The organism is Xenophilus sp. Marseille-Q4582 (assembly GCF_916700565.1).
Taxonomy (GTDB): Bacteria; Pseudomonadota; Gammaproteobacteria; order Burkholderiales; family Burkholderiaceae_C; genus Xenophilus.
In genome coordinates this window covers 765,963-786,873 of the sequence record NZ_CAKAKO010000001.1, presented here as the reverse complement: position 1 = coordinate 786,873, position 20,911 = coordinate 765,963, and the positions used below count along the sequence as shown (strand labels likewise).

General features: G+C 71.2%; 18 protein-coding genes and 1 pseudogene. 15 read left to right on the top strand and 4 right to left on the bottom strand.

The genetic code is table 11. The features are described from left to right. Nucleotides 1-122 precede the first annotated feature (122 nt). Nucleotides 123-1,781 carry a carboxylesterase family protein gene (locus LG388_RS03670; RefSeq protein WP_225781471.1) on the bottom strand — a complete coding sequence of 553 codons (1,659 nt, stop codon included), beginning with the start codon at nucleotides 1,779-1,781 and terminating at the stop codon, nucleotides 123-125. Between the two features lie 22 nt (nucleotides 1,782-1,803). Beyond that, nucleotides 1,804-2,814 carry an ABC transporter substrate-binding protein gene (locus LG388_RS03665; protein ID WP_225781470.1) on the bottom strand — a complete coding sequence of 337 codons (1,011 nt, stop codon included), beginning with the start codon at nucleotides 2,812-2,814 and terminating at the stop codon, nucleotides 1,804-1,806. A gap of 245 nt (nucleotides 2,815-3,059) precedes the next feature. On the opposite strand from LG388_RS03665, the gene LG388_RS03660 reads away from it, so the two are divergent. The 3 genes from LG388_RS03660 to LG388_RS03650 all read left to right on the top strand — a co-directional run bounded on the left by LG388_RS03660 (nucleotide 3,060) and on the right by LG388_RS03650 (nucleotide 6,427). Continuing rightward, entirely contained in the window at nucleotides 3,060-4,259 is a 1,200-nt protein-coding gene (locus LG388_RS03660; protein WP_225781469.1) for a Rieske 2Fe-2S domain-containing protein, read from the top strand. 124 nt (nucleotides 4,260-4,383) lie between these two features. Further along, nucleotides 4,384-5,913 (top strand): CYTH and CHAD domain-containing protein, encoded by a 1,530-nt coding sequence (locus tag LG388_RS03655; RefSeq protein ID WP_225781468.1) that lies wholly within the window; start codon nucleotides 4,384-4,386, stop codon nucleotides 5,911-5,913. Between the two features lie 70 nt (nucleotides 5,914-5,983). Beyond that, on the top strand, nucleotides 5,984-6,427 hold the full coding sequence (locus LG388_RS03650) for a lysozyme inhibitor LprI family protein (RefSeq protein WP_225781467.1): 444 nt from the start codon (nucleotides 5,984-5,986) through the stop codon (nucleotides 6,425-6,427). Between the two features lie 34 nt (nucleotides 6,428-6,461). On the opposite strand, the pseudogene LG388_RS03645 reads toward LG388_RS03650, so the two are convergent. Continuing rightward, nucleotides 6,462-7,073: pseudogene (locus LG388_RS03645) on the bottom strand (acetoacetate--CoA ligase); the annotation flags it as partial. Nucleotides 7,074-7,347: 274 nt separating this feature from the next. Between LG388_RS03645 and LG388_RS26625 the strand changes: the two are divergent. Beyond that, nucleotides 7,348-7,533, top strand: coding sequence for a 5'-nucleotidase (locus LG388_RS26625; protein WP_255632134.1), 186 nt, complete (start codon nucleotides 7,348-7,350; stop codon nucleotides 7,531-7,533). Between the two features lie 14 nt (nucleotides 7,534-7,547). On the opposite strand, the gene LG388_RS03635 is transcribed toward LG388_RS26625, so the two are convergent. Beyond that, on the bottom strand, nucleotides 7,548-8,366 hold the full coding sequence (locus LG388_RS03635) for a GntR family transcriptional regulator (protein ID WP_225781466.1): 819 nt from the start codon (nucleotides 8,364-8,366) through the stop codon (nucleotides 7,548-7,550). Between the two features lie 135 nt (nucleotides 8,367-8,501). Between LG388_RS03635 and LG388_RS03630 the strand changes: the two genes are divergently transcribed. The 11 genes from LG388_RS03630 (at nucleotide 8,502) to LG388_RS03580 (ending at nucleotide 20,868) form a co-directional block, all read left to right on the top strand. Further along, the gene (locus tag LG388_RS03630; protein ID WP_225781465.1) at nucleotides 8,502-9,392 is read left to right on the top strand and encodes an oxaloacetate decarboxylase; all 891 of its coding nucleotides are present in this window, start codon (nucleotides 8,502-8,504) and stop codon (nucleotides 9,390-9,392) included. A gap of 1 nt (nucleotide 9,393) precedes the next feature. Beyond that, entirely contained in the window at nucleotides 9,394-10,797 is a 1,404-nt protein-coding gene (gene leuC, locus LG388_RS03625; protein ID WP_225781464.1) for a 3-isopropylmalate dehydratase large subunit, read from the top strand. After that, nucleotides 10,794-11,432: a 3-isopropylmalate dehydratase small subunit gene (leuD, locus tag LG388_RS03620; RefSeq protein WP_225781463.1), complete on the top strand. Its 639-nt coding sequence runs from the start codon at nucleotides 10,794-10,796 to the stop codon at nucleotides 11,430-11,432. The genes leuC and leuD overlap by 4 nt, the downstream gene beginning before the upstream one ends. Then, on the top strand, nucleotides 11,429-12,046 hold the full coding sequence (locus tag LG388_RS03615; RefSeq protein WP_225781462.1) for a YbhB/YbcL family Raf kinase inhibitor-like protein: 618 nt from the start codon (nucleotides 11,429-11,431) through the stop codon (nucleotides 12,044-12,046). Before leuD ends, LG388_RS03615 begins: the two co-directional genes overlap by 4 nt. Before the next feature lie 177 nt (nucleotides 12,047-12,223). Then, nucleotides 12,224-13,093: a tripartite tricarboxylate transporter substrate binding protein gene (locus LG388_RS03610; protein WP_225781461.1), complete on the top strand. Its 870-nt coding sequence runs from the start codon at nucleotides 12,224-12,226 to the stop codon at nucleotides 13,091-13,093. A gap of 28 nt (nucleotides 13,094-13,121) precedes the next feature. Further along, nucleotides 13,122-14,288: a 2-methylaconitate cis-trans isomerase PrpF family protein gene (locus LG388_RS03605; protein WP_225781460.1), complete on the top strand. Its 1,167-nt coding sequence runs from the start codon at nucleotides 13,122-13,124 to the stop codon at nucleotides 14,286-14,288. 43 nt (nucleotides 14,289-14,331) lie between these two features. After that, nucleotides 14,332-15,327, top strand: a complete 996-nt coding sequence (locus LG388_RS03600) for a tripartite tricarboxylate transporter substrate binding protein (protein WP_225781459.1) — start codon at nucleotides 14,332-14,334, stop codon at nucleotides 15,325-15,327. Nucleotides 15,328-15,338: 11 nt separating this feature from the next. Continuing rightward, nucleotides 15,339-16,700, top strand: coding sequence for an MmgE/PrpD family protein (locus tag LG388_RS03595; RefSeq protein WP_225781458.1), 1,362 nt, complete (start codon nucleotides 15,339-15,341; stop codon nucleotides 16,698-16,700). 40 nt (nucleotides 16,701-16,740) lie between these two features. After that, nucleotides 16,741-17,733 carry a tripartite tricarboxylate transporter substrate binding protein gene (locus tag LG388_RS03590; RefSeq protein ID WP_225781457.1) on the top strand — a complete coding sequence of 331 codons (993 nt, stop codon included), beginning with the start codon at nucleotides 16,741-16,743 and terminating at the stop codon, nucleotides 17,731-17,733. Nucleotides 17,734-17,773: 40 nt separating this feature from the next. Continuing rightward, complete coding sequence (locus tag LG388_RS03585) at nucleotides 17,774-19,426, top strand: 3-(methylthio)propionyl-CoA ligase (protein WP_225781811.1); 1,653 nt, start codon at nucleotides 17,774-17,776, stop codon at nucleotides 19,424-19,426. Beyond that, entirely contained in the window at nucleotides 19,423-20,868 is a 1,446-nt protein-coding gene (locus LG388_RS03580; protein WP_225781456.1) for an MmgE/PrpD family protein, read from the top strand. The genes LG388_RS03585 and LG388_RS03580 overlap by 4 nt, the downstream gene beginning before the upstream one ends. The last annotated feature ends 43 nt before the right edge of the window (nucleotides 20,869-20,911 follow it).

Genomic DNA, 20,911 nt, shown 5'->3' with positions numbered 1-20,911 from the left:
AGCAGACCGTCCAGGGGTGCGCCATCGAGGCGCAAAGCGCAGCCATAGCTCGGGCTATGGCGAGCATTTGCAACGATGAGGGCGTGCACCTGGGCGGGATGAGCGGGCATGTGGGGTTCTTCTCAGTGCAGCAGCGCCTGCCAGCGCGCGCAGGTGCCGCTGGCATCGGTGAAGCGGTGGAGCGCGGCATCTCCCGGGCCCGGCTCGGACCAGATCTGCGCCTGCGGCGAAGCAGCGCTGAAGGCGGGCCAGGGCGCGATGCCAGGCGATGCGCTCGCGCGCCCCGTGCGCGCGAACTGGCCCCAGGCCCGCATCATGCGGCGCGACAGGGCCTGGTCTTCGGGCGTGAGCACGTAGCCGGGCGGGTAGACCGGCGCGGCGAACAGCAAATCCAGCTCGTCGCCATGGGCGGCGCCCAGGAAAGGTTTGGTGTGGTTGCGGCTCACGTGCGTGAACCAGTAGGCCTGCACGGGCCGGCGGCCGTGGGCCGCGAGCGCCTGCGCGCCGGCGTAGCTGCCGCAGTTCAGGTAGAAGTCGCCGAGCAGCGCGCTCAGCGCCTGCCAGTTGCCCTGCGCGGTGCGCCGGGGCGCGTACCAGGACAGGATGTCTTCCACCTGTTCCGGCGCGTAGAAGGGGCCGAGCGCGTCGCGCGCGGCGCGCAGGTAGGCGGTGTCGTCCACGGGCTGGTCCGGCCGCTTCCAGCCGGTGCGCGACATGGCCATGAAATGACCCTCGTCCCGGTTCAGGCCGATGAGCACCGGCACCTGGCGGTGAAAGCGCCCCGCCTCCAGCAGCGCCAGCGGCTGCGCCGGCAGGCGCTGCCCGTCCACGGTGGGCTGGAAGGCGTGGCTGTCGGCCAAGGGGGGCGTGATCTTCTCGGCCGGCAGCTGCCGCAGGCAGGCCAGCATCGCGGCGCTGGGGCTGGCGGGGCAGTTCAGGCGCTGCGCCAGCGCCTGCGTGCCCGCCGCGGCCTGCGCCAGCGTGGGCAGGCGCCATTGCCAGGTCGACTGCAGGATCGCGCGCTGGAACAGGCCCGCGGCGGCCGGGTCCAGCAGTTGCAGCAGCGTGCTGCCGGCACCGGCGCTTTCGCCGAAGAGCGTCACGCGCTGCGGGTCACCGCCGAAGTCGCCGATGTGGCGCTGCAGCCAGCGCAGCGCGAGCTGCTGGTCCTGCAGGCCCAGGTTGGTGTCGCCACGGCGCGCGCGCTCGGCATCGGCCAGGAAGCCGAAGGCGTTGAGGCGGTAGGCGACGGTGACGACGATGGCGTCGGCCTCGGCCGCCAGCTTCTGCACGGCGTTCTCGGAGGCACGACCGGTCCAGTAGCGGCCGCCGTGCAGGAAGACCAGCACGGGCCGCGCAGCGCGTGGTCCCGTCGCCTCGGCGCGGTCGGCGCCCTGCGGCACATAGAGATTGAGGTACAGGCAGTCTTCGCCCATGCCGATGTCGGCCGGCACCTGGCCTTGCTGCATGCAGGCGCGCTGGAAGCGAGTGGCCTGCAGGGTCTGCGGCGCCCAGGCGGCGGCGGGCCGAGCCTTCGCGAAGCGCCCTTCGCCCACGGGTGGCTGGGCGAAGGGCACGCCCAGGTAGGCGGCCACACGGCCCCCTTCGAGCGACACGCCCTGCAGCGCGCCCAGCGCCGTCCGCACGACGGGGGCAGCGGGCGTTGCCTGCGGCTCGGCCGCATGCGCCGCACCCAGGCCCAGCGCCATCAGCAAGCCCGCCGCCACGCGCCGCGCGGCCGGCCGGCCGGCGCAGACACCAGCGATGGCGTTCGCGAACATCGCGCCGTGCCCCGGCCGCCCTTTACTTGCCGCCCTTGAGGCCCACGCCCTTGTTGACGAAGCGGTCGGTCACGGCCAGGTCGGCGTCCACCTCGCCCGGCTTGTAGATGCCGGCCTTGACCATGCGCGCGGCGAAGTCGCGCACGCGGGGCATGTCGATGGCGCCGATGCCCTTGGTCCTGGCATCGCCCGAATCGACCAGGTCCAGCTGGATCATCTGCTCGCGCTCGGCGGCCAGCTTGGCGTCGTTCACATCGGGATTGAACTTCTTGATCAGGTCCAGGCCCGGCTTCGGATCGCCATGCAGGAAGTTGACCCAGCCGATGGTGGATGCATCGACGAAGCGCTGCACCAGGTCGGGCTTGTTCTTGACCAGGTCCGTGCGCGTCTCGATCAGGTTGCCATAGGTGTTGTAGCCCTGGTCGGCCAGCAGGAAGACGTCCACGTCGGCGCCCTGCTCGCGCGCGTAGAGCACCTCGGAGGTCGCGAAGGCCTGCTGCACGGACTTCTTGTCGGCCATGAAGGGGCCGATGTTGAAGGTGTAGGGCTTGAGCTGCTCGTCGCTGAAGCCGTGCTCGGCCTTGAGCCACTGCCAGAAGCCGAACTGGTTGCTCTTGGCGATGAACACCGTCTTGGCGTTCTTCAGGTCGGCGAAGTTCTTGTAGGCGCCCTTGTGCGCGATCAGCGCCGTCGGGTCCTTCTGGAAATAGGCCGCGACGATCACGGTGGGCACCTTGCTGCGCGTGTTCTCCAGCGCGGTGAGCAGGCCGCCCGTCATCAGGAAGTCGATGCGCCCGGCCGGCAGCATGGCGCGGTTGTTGACCTGCGGGCCGCCCTGCTGGATCTCGACCTCGAGCCCGTACTTCTTGTACGTGCCGTCCGCCACCGCCTGGAAGAAGCCGCCGTGCGTGGCCTGCGCGCGCCAGTTGGTCGCGAAGGTCACCTTGTCCTGCGCCTGGGCCACGCCGCCCACCAGCAGGGCGGAGGCGGCGAGCAGGCGCACACAGCGGGAGAGCCGCGGCAGATTCATCATGGATTTTCCTTGTCGAGGGTCATGGACGAGCGCCAGGACCGGCTGTATTCGGGAGGGGGCGCCTGGATTCTTCAATGTTTAACCAATCGGTCAAATCAGAGATAACCCCGAGGCGAAAGCCTCCCTATGCCCTTGCAGCGCCACGCGACGAACCTCGATAATTTCTGACCGATTGGTAAAAATAGAACACCCATGATCCGGGCGGCGCGCCCTGCCCTGCAGTTGCGCCCCCGCAGGAGACGCCCATGCAATCCCACGACGCCCCTCCGTCCGACCTGACCGGCGTGGCCTACGGCCGGCCGGCCGGCCGGCACGACGCCTTCTTGACCGAGGTCGGCCCCGGCACGCCCTGCGGCGAATTCATGCGCCGCTACTGGCACCCGGTCACGCTGTCCGAGCGCGTGACCGCCACGCCGGCGCGCATCCGCATCCTGGGCGAGGACCTGATCGTCTTCCGCGACCGCAGCGGCCGCCCCGGCCTGCTGCACAACCGCTGCGCGCACCGTGGCACCGACCTGTTCTACGGCCGCGTGGAGCCCGAGGGCATCCGCTGCTGCTACCACGGCTGGCTGTTCAGCGTCGAAGGCCGCTGCCTGGACCAGCCCTGCGAGAAAGGCGGCGGCGCGAACCGCGAGCGCATCCGCCAGCCCTGGTACCCGGTGCAGGAGCGCTACGGCATTCTGTGGGCCTACATGGGCCCGCCCGAGCGCATGCCCCTGCTGCCGCGCTGGGACATCCTGGAGACCATCGAGCCCGGCCTGAAGCTGCATGTCTCGCACTCCAGCCTCTACGCCGGCGGGGACGACGACGTGGAGATCGTGCCCTGCAACTGGCTGCAGGAATGGGAGAACGTGATGGACCCCTTCCACATCCCCGTGCTGCACACCACCTTCAGCGGCGTGCAGTTCGTGCTGGAGATGGGCGTGATGCCCGAGGTGGAATGGGAGTACACCGAGGACGGCATCCGCTACACCGCCTACCGCAAGCTCGAGGACGGGCGCGAGCTGGACCGCATCACCGCCGCCAGCTTCCCCTACGTGCGCATGGTGCCCAACGTGCAGCTGCGCCACGGCGCGGCCGGGGGCGTGGGCTTCGTCGTGCCGGTGGACGACACGCATTTCCGCCTGTGCTTCGCGATGAAGATCCCCGAGGACCAGAACGCGCTGCCGCGCAGCCCCAACCTGCGCCCGTGGTCGAAGATGACCGAGGAGGAGCGGCAGCGCTACCCCGGCGACTGGGAAGCGCAGGTGGGCCAGGGGCCCATCACCTTCCACAACGAGGAGCACCTGGCCACCAGCGACAAGGGCGTGGGCATGCTGCGCCGCAGCCTGCGCCAGCAGATCAAGGCCGTGCAGGAAGGGCGCGACCCGGCCGGCGTGAACTTCGATCCCGAGAAGGTGATCATCCGCGTCGAGGCGGGCAACTGGTTCCGCGACGGGGGCTGAGCCGCGGCCGGCGCCGGCGCACCCGCGGCGCCCTGCGCGCTTGCTTCTCCGACAATGGCCGCCCCGGCCGTGGCGGCATCCTGCGGGCACCGTGCGGCGGCGGGTGATTGGAGCAAAGCCGCTGATGAGCACCGAAGTCGAATACAAGTTCCTGGTCCCGCGCGCGCGCCTGGCCGACGTCGAGGCCGCGCTGCAGGCCCAGGGCGCCGAGCGCATCGAGATGCGCGCCCACTACTACGACACCGAGGATGGCCGGCTCGCGGCCGCACGGATCGGCCTGCGCCTGCGCCAGGAGAACGCGCGCTGGGTGCAGACCGTCAAGGGACCGGGCCGCGGCCCCATCGAGCGCCTGGAGCACGAGGTGGAACTGAGGCCGGAAGACGGCGCCGCCCCCTTGCCCAGGATCGAACGCCACGAAGGCTCGCCCGCCTTCGCGCTGCTGCGCAGCGCCCTGCCCGACCCGGCAGCCGCGCTGCTTTCGGTGCAGGGCACGCAGATGACGCGGCTGCGCAGCCTGCAGGCGCAGGGCGCCAGCCGCATCGAGCTCGCGCTCGACGTGGGCGAGGTCACGGCGCGCGACGCGCAGGGCCGGGCGCGCAGCGCGCCGGTGTGCGAGCTGGAACTGGAACTGGTCGAAGGCCGGCTGGAAGACCTGCGCGACCTGGCGCTGCGATGGGCGCAACGCCATGGCCTGGTGCTCAGCACCATCACCAAGGCCGAGCGCGGCTTGCGGCTGCTCAAGGGCCAGGAGGCCGGTGAAGCGGTCAAGGCGCAGCCCATCGCCTGCCCCGACGCAGGAGCGGCGCCGGACGGCACGGCGATCCAGCGGGCCGTGGTCGCGAACTGCCTCGCCCAGATCCTGCCCAACGCTTCCGAAGTCGCCCAAGGCAACGCCGGCGTGGCCGTGGTGCACCAGCTGCGCGTGGGACTGCGGCGCCTGCGCACGGCCTTGCGCATGCTGGATGCGCTGCACCCGGGCCACTTCCGCGATGAGTGGCAAGCGCCGCTCACGGCGGTGTTCCGTGCGCTGGGAGACCGGCGCGACGAGGAACTGCTGCGCACCCGCCTCCAGCCGCAACTGGAGGCCGCCGGCGCGCCGGCGCTTGCCCTGGCCGCCGCCGACGACGATGCCGCGGCCCTGGCGCCGCACGTGGCCGACCCGGCCTTCCAGGCCGTGCTCATCACGCTGATCGCCTTCGGCAGCGGCGCAACCCCGCAGGAGGCGCCGGCCGCCAGCGCCGAGCCGGCCGCGCTCGGCGCCGCGGATGCGCGCGCGCTGCTGGCCAGGCGCCTCAGCGCGCTGCACAAGAAGGTGCGCACCGGCGGCCGGCACTTCACGGCGCTGTCGCCCCGAGCGCAGCACCGCGTGCGCAAGCAGCTCAAGCGGCTGCGCTACCTCGCCGAATTCGCCGCGCCGCTGTTCGAGCGCAAGGCCGCGCGCCGCTACCTCCGCGGCCTGACGCCGGCGCAAGACACATTGGGCGTGTACAACGACCACCAGGTCGCGCTGGCCCTCTACCGCCAGCGCGCCGCCGAGGACCCGCGGGCACTGTTCGCCGTCGGCTGGCTCAGCGCCACCCTGCCGCGCGAGGCCGCGGAATGCCGCAAAGCCCTGGGCCGCATCCGCAAGGCCGATCGCTTCTGGAAGTCCTGATTCCTGGGCGCGCGCGCCACAGCCCGGCGGGCCGCGGCGCACACCGCCCCTTCAATATGGAGATCACTTCATGACCCTGTCGTCCCTCATGCGCCTGCGCGCCGCCAGCGCCGGGTTCGGGCTGCTGGCCCTTTCCGCCGCGCACGCGGATACCGCCTGCCTGGACAAGGCCCAGACCCAGGCGCAGATGAACGCGTGCGCCGCCGCCGACCTGAAGCAGGCCGACGACCGGCTCAACCAGGTCTACCAGCAGGTGCAGGGCCGGCTGCAGGGCGACGCCGCGGCGCGCCAACAGTTGCTGGACGCGCAGCGCAAGTGGCTGGCCTTCCGCGATGCCGAATGCGCCTTCCAGACCATGCGCTCCAGCGGCGGCAGCCTGCATGCGCTGGACCTGCGCAGCTGCCTGGCGGCCGTGACGCAGGCACGCGTGCAGGCGCTGCGGGCGCATCTGGACTGCGCGCACCAGGCCGGCGAACAGGAAGCGGCCAGCTGCGCCGTGCCGCGCGAACCGTAAGCCCCGGGCGGCGGCGGCGCCCACGGGTGTGCGCTCAGGCGCCCATGGACGGCGCCGGCTGCAGCAACGCAGCCAGCCGCCGCGCGTAGGCCACGAAGAAGTCGAAGCTGCCCGGGTTCGCCATCGCGTCGGGACTGGCCACCTTCTCGGGTGCCGCGCCCAGCAGCAGTTTGCGCACCGGCACTTCCATCTTCTTGCCGCTCAGCGTGCGCGGCACTTCCTGCACCTGCACCACTTCGTTGGGCACATGGCGGGCCGAGGCCCGCTGGCGGATCTGGTCGCTGATGCGCTCGCGCAGCGCGTCGTCCAGCGTCGCGCCTTCCTGCAGCACCACGAACAGTGGCATGAAGGACGGCCGGCCCAGGTATTCGAGGTCCACCACCAGGCTGTCGCGCACCTCGGGCAGTTCCTCCACCACGCGGTAGATCTCGGCCGTGCCCATGCGGATGCCGAAGCGGTTGATGGTGCTGTCGGAGCGGCCGTAGATCACCGAGGTGCCGCGTTCGGTGAAGCGGATCCAGTCGCCGTGCCGCCACACGCCCGGGAAGGTGTCGAAGTAGCTGTCGCGGTAGCGGCGGTCGCCCGCGTCGTTCCAGAAGCGCACCGGCATGGAAGGCATGGGCTGGGTGATCACCAACTCACCCATCGAAGCTGCGCTGCAAGCAGTCTGCGTACGACGAAGTGGGCATGGCTTTCGACGCCGTCGTAGTGCTTTTTTCCGAGGAGATCGAGGACACCGATCAGGCTCGGGGGTCTGTCGGCCTTCCAAGCGCACGAGCCCGTCAAAGGCCGCGGTGCCGCTGGGCGCCTGGGCACGGGCGCTGCCCTACCTGCAGCGGCCACAGCACCGACATGCGCATCCGCACGGCGCCGGTCACCGCGCACGGCACCTCAGCGCATCGTCATGCGATCCAGACCTCATGAGCTGGAACAGCCGCGTCGACGAGGCGATGTTTCTCGCCAGCCCCGACGAAAGCGGCTTCGTGCGCGAGTTCGGGCCCGGCTTCTTCGACGACCAGACGGACCATGTGCGTTCAGCCGCGCGGCATGTGTCGGCCGGGCGCGTGGTCAGCGAGATCAGCATGCGGGCTGAGCCGATCTCGTAACGGCCGCGCCGGTCTCAACGTGCCGGCAAAACCTCGTGCACAAAGTGCCCGGCGCTGAGCGTGTTGACGGTCTCGCCCGGGATGTCCATCAGGATGCGGCTGCGTTCGGGCGTCATCGTCACGGTGATGTACTGCACCGGCCGCGCCTCTGGGTCGTGGATCACGCGCACGATCTTCAACAGCGGCATGCCGACCTCGGTCTGCATGAGACGGGCGCGCACGGGGTCGCTCACCTCCGCCGTGATCTCCTGGATCACGCGGCCGAACTTCACGCCCTGCGCCAGCAGGATCTCGTAGAGCGCCTGCTTGCGCAGCGTGGCGGCCGTCACCTGCTTGCCCAGCCGCGCGGGCACCCAGGCGTCGGTCAGCATCACCGGCGTGCCGTCGATGCTGCGCAGGCGCAGCGCATGCACGGCCTTCTCGCCGGGCGCGAGCTGCAGCATCGCGGCCACGTCCAGCGGCGGCTCGGTCTGCTCCACCCGCAACACCTGCACCTGCGTGTCGATCGCGGCCTGGCGCAGGCTGTCGATCAGGCTCAGGCTGGGCCGCGCGCGGGCCAGCGGCAGGCGGTCCTCGCGCACGAAGGTGCCGCGTCCGTGGCGTCGCTCCACCAGGCCCTGCGCCGCCAGGTCGGCCAGCGCGCGCCGCACCGTGATGCGCGAGACGCCGAAGCGCTCGCACAGCGCCTCTTCCTTGGGCAGCAGGCCCGAGGCGTACACGCCGCGCACGATCTCGTCGCGCAGCACCACGAAGAGCTGCCGGTGCAGCGCTGTGCCGGGCGTGCGCCCGACGGGCGCGGCATCGGGGTCGAGCAGGGCGTTCGCAGGCTTCATGCAGGTCGGGAACCGGAGGAGAACAGGCGCCCGAGCATAGTCGGTTGACTTGAGTTGATGTTGTAATAATAATAGAACAACTGCACCGCGCCGGACCGTTCGGGCCGGGTCCGCCGCCTCACCTGGAGACACCCCATGAGCACCCCCTCTTCTCCCGCCACCGCTGGCGCCCGCCTGCGCCAGCAGCTCGCGGCCCCCGGCATGCGCATCGCGCCCGGTGCCTACGACGGCATCGGCGCGCGCCTGATCGAGCAGGCCGGCTTCGGCGCCTGCTACATGACCGGCGCGGGCACCTCCGCGGCGCACGGCTTTCCCGACTTCGGCCTGCTCACCATGAGCGAGATGGTGGAGAACGCCGCCGTGATGGCGCGCTCGGTGCAGATCCCGCTGATCGCCGACGCCGACACCGGCTACGGCAACGAGCTGAACATGACGCGCACCGTGCGCGAGTACGAGGCGCGCGGCGTGGCCGCCATCCACATCGAGGACCAGGTGTCGCCCAAGCGCTGCGGCCACCTCGACGGCAAGGAGGTCGTCTCGCGCGACGACTTCGTCTCGAAGATCCGCGCCGCCGTGGAGGCGCGTCGCACGCCCGATTTCTTCCTCATCGCGCGCACCGACGCACGCGCCATGCTGGGCCTGGAAGAAGCCTTGTGGCGGGCCGAGGCCGCGCTCGATGCGGGCGCCGACATGGTCTTCGTCGAGGCCACGCAGTCGCTCGAGGAGGCCGCGCTCGTCCCGCGCCGCGTGAAGGGCGCCTGCCTGCTCAACGTGGTGCCCGGCGGCCGCACGCCGGTGCACGACCTGCGCCAGGCCGAGGAGATGGGCTACAAGCTCGCGATCCTGCCCGGCCTGATGCTCAAGGCCGCCATCGAGGCCGGCGACGCCGCGCTCGCCGAGGTCCAGGCCACGATGCAGGCGCCCACCACCAGCGCCACCGTGGCGCAGACCTTCCGCCGCTTCGGTGCCGACGAGTGGGACGCGCTGCGCACGCGCTTCAACGCCGGCGCGACCATGGGCGCCTGACATGCCCGCCCGCACCCTCTTCGACAAGCTGTGGGACGCCCACGTCATCCGCGAGCTGGGTGACGGCTGGGCGCTGCTGCACATCGACCGGCACCTGCTGCACGACCTGTCGGGCCCGCCGGCGCTGAACGAGGTGCGCACGCGCGGCATGGCGCTGCACGACCCCGAGCTCGTCTTCGCCACGCCCGACCACGCGGTGTCGAGCCAGCCCGGCCGCGTGGCCACCACCTTCCCGCTGGGCGGCAAGCTGCACGCGGGCCTGAAGCAGCTCACGGGCGCGATGGGCGTGCAGCTGTTCGACCTGGGCGAGCCCGGCCAGGGCATCGTGCACGTGATGGGCCCCGAGATGGGCATCGTGCTGCCCGGCCTCACGGTGATCTGCGGCGACAGCCACACCTGCACCAACGGCGGCCTCGGCGCAATGGCCTTCGGCGTGGGCTCGTCGGAGAGCACGCATGCGCTGACCACGCAGACGCTGCGCCAGCAGAAGCCGCGGCGCATGCGCATCCGCTGCGAAGGCCGCCTGCCGGCCGGTGTGACGGCCAAGGACCTCGCGCTGCATCTCATCGGCCGCCTGGGCGCCGCCGCGGGCGTGGGCTACGCGATCGAGTTCGCCGGCCCGGCCGTCGAGGCGCTGGACGTCGAGGGCCGCCTGACGCTGTGCAATCTCAGCGTGGAGCTGGGCGCACGCTTCGGCATGGTCGCGCCCGACGAGACGACCATCGACTGGCTGCGCGGCCGCCCGTACGCGCCGCAGGGCGAGGCCTTCGAAGCGGCAGCTGCCCACTGGCGCACGCTGGCCAGCGATGCCGATGCGGTGTTCGACCGCGAAGAGACCATCGACGCGGGTGCCGTGGCGCCGACGATCACCTGGGGCACCAGCCCCGAGCATGCGATCGCCATCGACGGCGCCGTGCCCGACCCGGCGCGTGCCGCCACGGCCACCGACCGCGAGGCCTGGGGCGCGGCGCTCGACTACATGGGCCTGCGGGCCAATGCCCCCATCGCCGGCACGGCGGTGGACTGGGTGTTCATCGGCTCCTGCGCCAACTCGCGCCTGGCGGACCTGCGCGCCGCCGCCGAGGTGGCGCGCGGCCGCCACGTGGCCGAGGGCGTGCGCGCCTGGGTCGTGCCGGGCTCCGAGAACGTCAAGCGCGCCGCCGAAGCCGAGGGCCTGCACGAGGTCTTCGCCGCGGCGGGCTTCGAGTGGCGCGAGCCCGGCTGCAGCATGTGCGTGGCCGCCAATGGCGAGCAGGTGCCGCCGCAGCAGCGCTCGGTCTCCACCTCCAACCGCAATTTCGTCGGCCGCCAGGGGCCGGGTGCGCGCACGCACCTGGCCAGCCCCGCGATGGCCGCTGCCGCGGCGGTCACCGGCCGCATCACCGACGTCAGGAGCCTGGTGTGAATCAGCCTTTCACCACCGTCACCGGCCCGGCCGTGCCGCTGATGCGGCCCAACGTCGACACCGACCTCATCATCCGCATCGAGCGCCTGACCACCCTGGGCAAGGCCGAGCTGGGCCCCTATGCCTTCGAGGCACTGCGCCGCCGGCCCGACGGCAGCGAGGACGCCGACTGCGTGCTGAACGCGCCGCGCTTTCAGGGCGCGCCGGTGCTGCTGGCGGCCGAGAACTTCGGCTGCGGTTCCTCGCGCGAGGGCGCGGTGTGGGCGCTGCAGGGCATCGGCGTGCGCTGCGTGATCGCGCCGAGCTACGGCGACATCTTCTGGAGCAACTGCTTCCAGAACGGCGTGCTGCCGATCACGCTGCCGATCGCGCAGGTGCAGGCGCTGGCCGCGCAATGCGAGGGCGGTGCGCCCGTGACCGTCGACCTGCAGGCCTGCACCGTGGCGGCGCCCGACGGCCAGGCGATCCCCTTCACGATCGACCCGCTGCGCCGCGAAGCGCTGCTGCACGGGCTGGACGACATCGGCCTCACGCTCAAGGACGATGCGCTGATCCGCGCATGGCAGGCCGCCGACCGGCAGCGGCGCCCCTGGGCCTGGCCTGCCGCGCAACGCCCGGGGACGTCACGCGCATGAACGCTTTCGTCCGCCGTTGGGCCGGCCTGCTGCTGCGCGGCCGGCATGCGGGCGATGCCGTCCTGGCCTGGCACGACCCGCGCCTGCAGACCCTGCCCGCCACGCTGGCCCTGCACAGCCCCGGCTTCGCGCACGGCGCCGCCCTGCCGTTGCGCCATGCGGGCGAGGGCGTGGGTGACAACCGCTCGCCGGCGCTGCAATGGACGGGCCTGCCCGCCGGGGCACACCACTGGGTGCTGCTCATGGAAGACCCCGACGTGCCGCTGCGCCATGCCATCGTCCACCTGCTGGCCTGGGGCGACGCATCGATCGATCGCCTGGCCGAGGGCGCGCTCGATGCCGGCCAGGCGCCGGCCGGCGTGACGCTGGCGCCCAATGGCCTGGGCACACCGGGCTACGACGGCCCACGCCCGCTGCCAGGCCACGGCACGCACCGCTATGTGTTCCAGCTCTTCGCGACCGACGCGCTGCCCGCGCCCGGCCTGGACCGCCACGCCCTGCCCGCCTTCCTGCAGCGCCACGCCCTGGCGCGCGGCCGGCTCGACGGCCTGTTCGCGCGCGACTGGCGCGCCCGCCCAGTGCCGCCGCGGCCACCGGCGCTGCGGCAGGCCTGAGCACGGCGCCGCTGCCACGACAACGAACACGGGCCACGCCCACGGAGACAAAAGATGCCTTTCCCATTTTTCAAGCCGAATCGGCCTGCAGCGCCCGCGCTGCTTGCGGTAGCAGCTACGCTTTTGATAGCAACTGGCGCGCCGGCGCAGCCTGCGCCCTGGCACCCCGAGCGGCCGGTGACGCTGATCGTTCCCTATGCCGCCGGTGGCGGCACCGACGCGACCGCACGCGCCGTGGCCAAGCAGCTCGGCGTGCTGTGGAAGCAGCCGGTGGTGGTCGAGAACCTGCCCGGCGCCGACGGGCTGATCGGCACGCGCCGCGTGATGGAAGCCAAGCCCGACGGCCACACCCTGCTGCTGCAGGTGCCGGCCATCGTGCTCACCAAATACACGCCGGGGCTCAAGGGCATCGATCCGCTGGCGCAGCTCGCGCCGGTGACGGCGGTATCGCAATCGCCGGCCGCCATCGTGGCCAGCGCCAGGCTGCCGGTGAAGACCCTGCCCGAGCTCTTCCAGTACTGCCAGAAGGCGCCGCAACCGTGCTCGATCGCGAGCGGCGAGACGCTGGCGCGGGTGAGCGCCAAGCAGATCGCGGCGGAGGTGCCGCTACCGGGGCTCATCACCGTCAACTACCGCGGCACGGGCGCGATCGTGACCGACATGATCGCCAACAACGTGAACTTCGCCTTCACTGGCATCACGGCCGCGCTGCCGCACCACAAGGCCGGCACGCTGCGCATCCTGGCCACACAGGGGCGCACGCGCGCCGCCGCGCTGCCCGGCGTGCCGACCACCGCCGAGGCGGGCTTTCCGCAGTTCCAGTCGGTGACCTGGTTCGGCCTCTTCGCACCCAAGGGCACGCCGGCGCCGGTGCAACAGGGCATCGTCGCCGCACTGCGCGAGGCGGTGAAGGACAACGACGTGCGCCAGACCATCGCCGCCGCCGGCGCCGAGCCGGTGGTGAACGACCCCACCGCCTTCGCCACGCAGGTGCGCGAGGAAAGCGAGCGCCTGGGCGCGCTGGTCAAACGCTACCCACTCGAGTGACGGCGCGACGAACACCCCGGAGATTCGCATGAACCCCACCACCGACGACGAACAGGTCGAAGTCCGCTGCGTGCTGATGCGCGGCGGCACCAGCAAGGCGTTGTTCTTCCACGAAGCCGATGTGCCGCCGCCCGGCCCGGCGCGCGACCGGCTGCTCAAGCGCGCCATGGGCACACCCGACGTGCTGCAGATCGATGGCCTGGGCGGCTCGCGCCTGGTCACGTCCAAGATCGCGATCATCAAGAAGTCCGAGCGGCTCGACGCCGACGTGGACTACACCTTCGCGCAGGCCGACGTCGAGCGCGACCTGATCGGCTATGACGCCAACTGCGGCAACATCTCCTCGGCCGTGGCGCCCTTCGCGATCGACGAGGGCCTGGTCGAGGCCGTGGAGCCCGTCACCACCGTGCGCATCCACAACACCAACACCGGCACGGTGTTCGTGTCGAAGGTGCAGGTGAGGAACGGCAAGGCGCGCGTACAAGGCGACTGCGCGATCGCCGGCGTGCCCGGCACGGGCGCCGAGATCCTGATGGACTACACCGACACGCTGGGCGCCAAGACCGGCCGGCTGCTGCCCACGGGCCAAGCGGTGGACACCATCGCGCTGGAGGACGGCCGACGCATCGAGGTCTCGATCGTGGACGCAGCCACACCCTGCGTGTTCATCGCCGCCAGTTCGCTGGGCCTCACGGGCAGCGAACTACCGCCCGGCATCAGCGCCGACCGCGCGCTGATCGAGGCCATCGGCGAACTGCAGTCCAAGGCCGGCGAACGCATCGGGCTCTACAAGGACTGGAAGGACGTGCATCTGCCCGGCCTGCCGCTGGCCGTGCTGGTGGCGCCGCCGGCCGACTACATCGACACCAACCATGCCACGGTGCAAGCGGCCGACTGCGACCTGCGCGCGCGCCTGGTGTTCCTGGGCAAATGCCACGACAGCATGGCGGGCACCGGCTCGGTGTGCACGGCCGCCGCCTCGCGCGTGCAGGGTTCGCTGGTGAACGCGGCGGTGGGTGAGCGCGCCGGTACCGACACCCTGCGCATCGGCCACCCGCTGGGCGTGATGACCCTGAAGGTCATCGCCCGCCCGGGTGCCACACCGGCCGACACGCGCTTCGCTGCGCTGGGCCTGCAGCGCACGGCGCGCCGCCTCATGGCCGGCACGGTGTACGTGCCGCGCGACGCGCTCTGAGGCGCGCTTCGACTTTCCCGTATTCAGAACCACGGAGACAGACATGCCGATTCCCCTTTCGCGCCGACACGCGCTGGCCGCCCTGGCCGGCCTGGCCGGCTTGGCCGGCCAGGCGCTCGCCGGCACCGCACCCGCGCAAGGCCTGCCTGCCAAGCCGCTGCGCATCGTCGTCGGCTACCCGGCCGGCCAGACGGTGGACATCGTCGCGCGCAACTTCGCCGCTGCGCTCACCAAGGAGATCGGCCAGCCGGTGATCGTCGACAACCGCCCCGGCGCCAACGGCAGCCTGGGCGCGCAGGAGGTGAAGAAGAGCGCGCCCGACGGCACCACGATCCTGCTCGGCACGCTGGGGCAGATGACCATCAACCCGACGCTGTACAAGAAGCTGCCCTACGACACGCTCAAGGACTTCGCGCCGATTGCGCAGGTCAGCACCGGCGCGCTGCTGCTGGTGGCGACGCCCTCCTTCGGGCCCAACAACCTCAGGGAACTGATCGCCTATGCGAAGCAGCGGCCGGGCAAGGTGGACTTCGCCTCCGGCGGCAACGGCATCACGGCCCACCTCGCGATGGTGGTGCTCGAGCGCCAGGCCGGCCTGCAGCTCAACCACATCCCCTACAAGGGCTCGCCGGCCGCCATCAACGACGTGATGGCCGGGCAGGTGCCGATCATGTTCGACGCGCTCGCCTCCACCCTGCCGCAGGTCAAGGCCGGCAAGCTGAAGGCGCTCGCCATCTCCAGCCCCAAGCGCAACCCGCAGCTGCCCGAGGTGCCCACCGCCGACGAGCAGGGGCTCAAGGGCTTCGACATCAGCTCCTGGGTGGGCTTCCTGGCGCCGGCCGGCACGCCGCCCGCGACGGTGAACGCGCTGCATGCGGCCATCCAGCGTGCGTCGGTCAGCCCCGAGATCCAGGAATCCATCCGCGCCACGGGCAGCGAACTGGCCGTCACCCCGCCGGCCGAATTCAGCCGCTTCCTGGCGAGCGAGATCCGCAAGTGGGGCCAAGCGGTGAACGATGCCGGCGTGCAGGTCGACTGAAGGCGCAGGCGATGACCAACACCACCGACCCGACCCGCGCACTCGCGGACTTCGCCGCCGGGCCGCTGACGATGCCCGACGACCTGATCGGCCTCATCGAGGAATGCGTGCTCGACCTCGCGGGCCACAGCGCCTTCGCCGCGCGCTTCGCCGAAAGCAGCCCGGCCTTTCGCGATGGCGTGCGCGCCATCGACCCGACCGGCGGTGGCTTCACCGTGATCGGCGAGGCCGGCAGCTACGCGCAGGGCCAAGCCGCGCTGCTCAACGGCGCCTTCGCGCACACGATGGATTTCGACGACACCAACGTCTACGGCGTGCTTCATCCCGGCGCACCGGTGATCGCCGCGGCGCTCGCTGCGGCCGAAGCCGTAGACACGCGCGGCCGCGCACTGCTGGAGGCCGTGGCGGTGGGCTACGAGGTGGCGAGCCGCATCGGCGCGGCGCTCGGCGAGAGTGCCTACGACCGCGGTTTCCACGTTACCGGCGTGGCCGGCATCTTCGGCGCCGTGGCGGCGGCCGGACGACTGCGTGGACTGGATGGTACCCGGCTCGACGCCGCCTTCGGCTTGGCAGGCAGCCTCGCCGGCGGTTCGATGCAGTACCTGGAGAACGGTGCCTGGAACAAGCGCCTGCACCCCGGCTTCGCGGCGCAGGCGGCGCTCATGGCGCTCGGCTTCGCGCAGGCCGGGGTGGCCGGCGCGCGCGATGCAGTCGCGGGCCGCTTCGGGCTGCTCGCTGGCCATTCGAACCAGCCCCGGCCCGAACGCCTGACTGACGGCCTGGGCCGCGACTGGGTGGCGCGCCAGACCGGCATCAAGCCCTACCCCTCGTGCCGGCTCACGCACGGCGCGGTGGACGCCGCGCTGGCGCTGCGCGCCCAGGTACCCGATGCCGAGCGCGCGGCGGTATCGCTCGCGGTCACGCTCAGCCCCAAGGGCTTCGACATCGTGGGCGAACCGCTGGCCGCCAAGATCGCGCCACGCAACATCGTCGACGGCCAGTTCAGCGTGTATTTCCAGGTGGCGTGTGCGTGGCTCGATGGTCGGGCCGACTGGCAGAGCTACGAGCGCCTGGGCGACCCCGCCGTGGAGGCTCTGGCACGCCGCATCCGGGTCGATGCCGATGCGCAGCTCAAGGGCCCGGCGGCGCGCCTGCGCGTAGTCGGCCTGCCCGGCGTCCAGGTCGACGTGCCAGTGCCTGCGGGCGAGCCTTCGACGCCGCTGGGCCGCGCACGGCTTACGCAGAAGTACCTGTCGCTGGCCACACCCGTCTATGGCGAAGCGCGCGCGCATGGCCTGGCCGAGCGCCTGCTCAGCCTGCGCGACGCGCCGTCGGCCGCCGCACTCGTGCGCAGCCTGCGCACCGATGCCTGAGCTCCTTCCCCTTCTTCCACAACAAACCCGGAGACATCCCGTGACCCTTCTGACCCGACGCCATGCGGGCGTCCTGCTCGCCTTCTCTCTCGCCACAGGCGGCGCCTTCGCGCAAGGCAACGCCTATCCGAACCGCAGCGTGAAGATCGTGGTGCCCTTCAGTGCCGCCAGCACGGCGGACAACGTGGCGCGCAGCTTCACCGACCGGCTGGGCCAGCGCTTCAAGCAACCCTTCGTGATCGACAACAAGGCGGGTGCGGGCGGCACGTTGGGGGTCTCGGCCGTTGCTCATGCGCCGGCCGACGGCTACACGCTGGTACTGACCACGTCATCGCCGCTGGTCATCAATCCGCTGATTGACCGCACAGTGAACTACCAGGTCGAGAAAGACCTCACGCCCGTCGCGATGATCGCCAGCGGCGGCCTGTTGCTGGTGGCGCATCCAAACCTGCCGGCCAACACGCTGCCCGAGCTCGTGGCGCTGCTCAGGAAAAACCCGGGCAAGTACAGCTTCGCGTCCAACGGCAACGGGAGCTATTCGCACATGGCCATGGAACTGTTCAAGCAGATGGCAGGTGTGGACCTGGTGCACATCGCCTACAAGGGCCCGGCGCAGGCCGAGACGGACGTCATCGGAGGCCAAGTGACGCTGATGTTCGACTCGGTAACGACCGGCGCCGAGATGGTCAAGGCTGGCCGCTTGAAGGCCTTCGGCATCAGTTCGGCGCAGGCTGACGCCGTTGCACCGCAGTTCATGCCGATCGCGCAGCAAGGCGTCGCGGCGCTCAAAGATTTCGACGTGGTCGGCTGGACCGGGCTGCTGGCGCCGGCCGGCACGCCGCCCGAGACCGTCGCCACCTTGCGCGCGGCGATGCGCGACCTGATCGCCGAACCCGCCTTCCGCGCCGACATGCTCAAGCGCAACAGCGCGCTCGTGCCACCAGAAAAGGTCGGTGACATGGCCCTCCAGATTCGCAACGACCGCGTCAAATGGGAAGCGCTGGTCAGGGCGGCCGACATCCGTCTCGACTGATCTCCTTCCATTTCTTCGTACGACCACGATGACTGCGCCCATGACCGGCCTGATGCAGGACCGCCCCCTGCTGATCTCCCACCTGATCGAGTTCGTCGAGCGCCACAACGGCGATGCCGAGATCGTCTCTCGTCGCGTGGAGGGCGACATCCACCGCTACACCTGGCGCGACTGCGCCGCACGCGCGCGCCAGGTGGCCAACGCGCTGGACGGCGAGAAGCTCCTCTTTTCCGACCGCGTCGCCACCCTGGCCTGGAACGGCTACCGCCACCTCGAGCTGTACTACGGCGTGAGCGGCTCGGGCCGCGTGCTGCACACCATCAACCCGCGCCTGCACCCGGACCAGATCGCCTGGATCGCCAACCATGCCGAAGACCAGGTGCTGTGCTTCGACCTGAGCTTCCTGCCGCTGGTGCAGGCCGTGCACGCCCGGTGCACCACCGTCAAGAAATGGATCGCCCTGTGCGACAGCGACCGGCTGCCGGTCGACAGCGGCATTCCCGACCTGGTGAGCTACGAAGCGTGGATCGGCGATCAGTCCGACAGCTACGACTGGCCGGTGTTCGACGAGAACGCGGCCTCGAGCCTGTGCTACACGAGCGGCACCACCGGCAACCCCAAGGGCGCGCTGTACAGCCACCGCTCCACGGTGCTGCATGCCTACGGCTCGGTGCTGCCGGACATGATGGCCCTGTCGGCGCGCGATTCGGTGCTGCCGGTGGTGCCGATGTTCCACGTCAACGCCTGGGGCATTCCGTACTCGGCGGCGCTGGTGGGCTGCAAGCTGGTCTTTCCCGGCCCGGCGCTGGACGGCAAGTCGGTCTACGAACTCATCGAAGCCGAGAAGGTGAGCTTCGCGGCCGGCGTGCCCACCGTGTGGCAGATGCTGCTGGGCCACATGCAGGCCGGCGACCTGACGTTCTCCACGCTGCGACGGACGGTGATCGGCGGCGCCGCCTGCCCGCCGGCGATGCTGCGCGAATTCGAAGAGCGGCACGACGTGCGCGTGCTGCACGGCTGGGGCATGACCGAGATGAGCCCGCTGGGCACCGTGTGCTCGCTCAAGAAGGTGCACGACGCGCTGCCGCGCGAGGCGCAGCTTCGCGTGCTCGAGAAGCAGGGCCGCGCGGTCTACGGCGTCGACATGAAGATCGTCGACGCGAATGGCCAGGCCCTGCCCTGGGATGGCCGCGCCGCCGGCGACCTGCTGGTGCGTGGCCCGTGGATCGTGCGGGCCTACTTCAAGGGCGATGGCGGCGACCCGCTGGTGGACGGCTGGTTCCCCACCGGCGACGTGGCCACCATCGACACCGAGGGCTACCTGCAGATCACCGACCGCAGCAAGGACGTCATCAAGTCCGGCGGCGAATGGATCAGCTCGATCGACATCGAGAACATCGCCATGTCGCATCCCGCGGTGGCGATGGCGGCCTGCATCGGCGTCCCGCATCCGAAATGGGACGAGCGGCCGATCGTCGTCGTCGCGCGCAAGCCCGGCGCCCGGCTCGAACGCGAGGAGCTGCTGGCCTTCTACGAAGGCAAGACGGCGCGGTGGCAGGTGCCCGACGACGTCGTCTTCGTGGACAGCATTCCGCTCGGCGCCACCGGCAAGATCCTCAAGACCCGTCTGCGGGAGGACCTGCGTGGCCACCAATTGCCCGAGACGGCGCGGGCCCGAGGAGACAACGCATGACCGGTTCACGACCCGCTGCCGACCCGGCACGCCCCACCGACCCGGCCGCACCCACGGGCCTGCTGTGCGACTGGCTCGCCGGCTTCTCGCTCGACGATGCACCCGAAGCGGCCCGCGAGCGCGCCCGCATGCTCACGCTCGATGGCATCGCCTGCGCGATCGTGGGCGCGCAACTGCCGTGGTCGCGCACGGCGGTGGACATCGTGCGGCGCCTCGAAGGCGCCGGCGCGCACACCATCGTCGGCTGGGGCGCGGCGACCAGTGCGCCGGGGGCGGCGCTGCTCAATGGCAGCTTCATCCAGGGTTTCGAGCTGGACGACTACCACCCGCTCGGACCGCTGCACAGCGCCTCCATCGTGCTGCCCGCGCTGTGGGCGGCCGTGGAGCGTGCGCCGGCCCCGGTCTCGGGGCGCCGCTTCCTCGAGGCGGCGCTGGTGGGCTACGAGGTCGGCCCGCGTGTGGGCATGGCGCTGCACGGCGCGCAAATGCTCTCGCGCGGTTGGCATTCGGGCTCGGTCTTCGGCACGCATGCGGCCGCGGCCGCCGTGGGCAAGCTGCTGGGCCTGGATGCCGGGCGCTTCGAGGACGCGCTGGGCCTGGCCGGCACGCAGTCCGCCGGACTCATGGCAGCGCAGTACGAGGCCATGTGCAAGCGCATGCACCACGGTTTTTCGGCACGCAACGGCCTGTACGCCGCCGTGCTGGCCGAGGGCGGCTACACCGGCATCAAGCGCGTGTTCGAGCGCGAGTACGGTGGCTTCCTGTCCACCTTCGGCGAAGGCCACGACCCCGACGCCTCGCAGATCACCGACGGCCTGGGCACGCGCTGGGAGGTGGAGCGCATCGTCATCAAGCCCTACGCGGCGATGGGCGGCATCCATTCGCCGCTGGACGCGCTGTTCGACATCGGCCGCCAGCGCCCGCTGCGCGCCGCCGAGATCGCGCGCATCGAATGCGACGTGTCGCACGCGGTCTACCACCACGGCTGGTGGACACTCGAGCGGCCGCTGACGCCGATTGGCGCGCAGATGCACATCGGCTACGCGCTGGCGGTGGCGGTGCTCGACGGCGCGGCGATGGTGGCGCAGTTCGCGCCCGCGCGCATCGATGCCGACGACGTGTGGGCGCTGCTGCCGCGCATCGCCGTGCGGCACGACCCGGATTTCGACGCCGGCGGCATGGCGCGCCGCGGCCGCACGCGCGTGGCCGTGCGCTTCACCGACGGGCAGCGGCTGGTGGTGGAGCGCAACGCCTCGCGCGCCATCGAATCGCCGCAGACGAGCGAGGAGATCGCCGCCAAGTACCGCACCCTGACCGACGCGCTGATCGACGCGCCGCGCCAGCAGGCGATCGAGCGCCTGGTGCGCGGGCTGGACGCGGTGCAGGACATGCGCGCGCTGCTCACGTTGCTGGCGCCGCCCGCACGCGCCGCCTTCGACTGAGATCGCGCCGAGCCAGACCGGGCTGCAGCACCCCCACACGGCG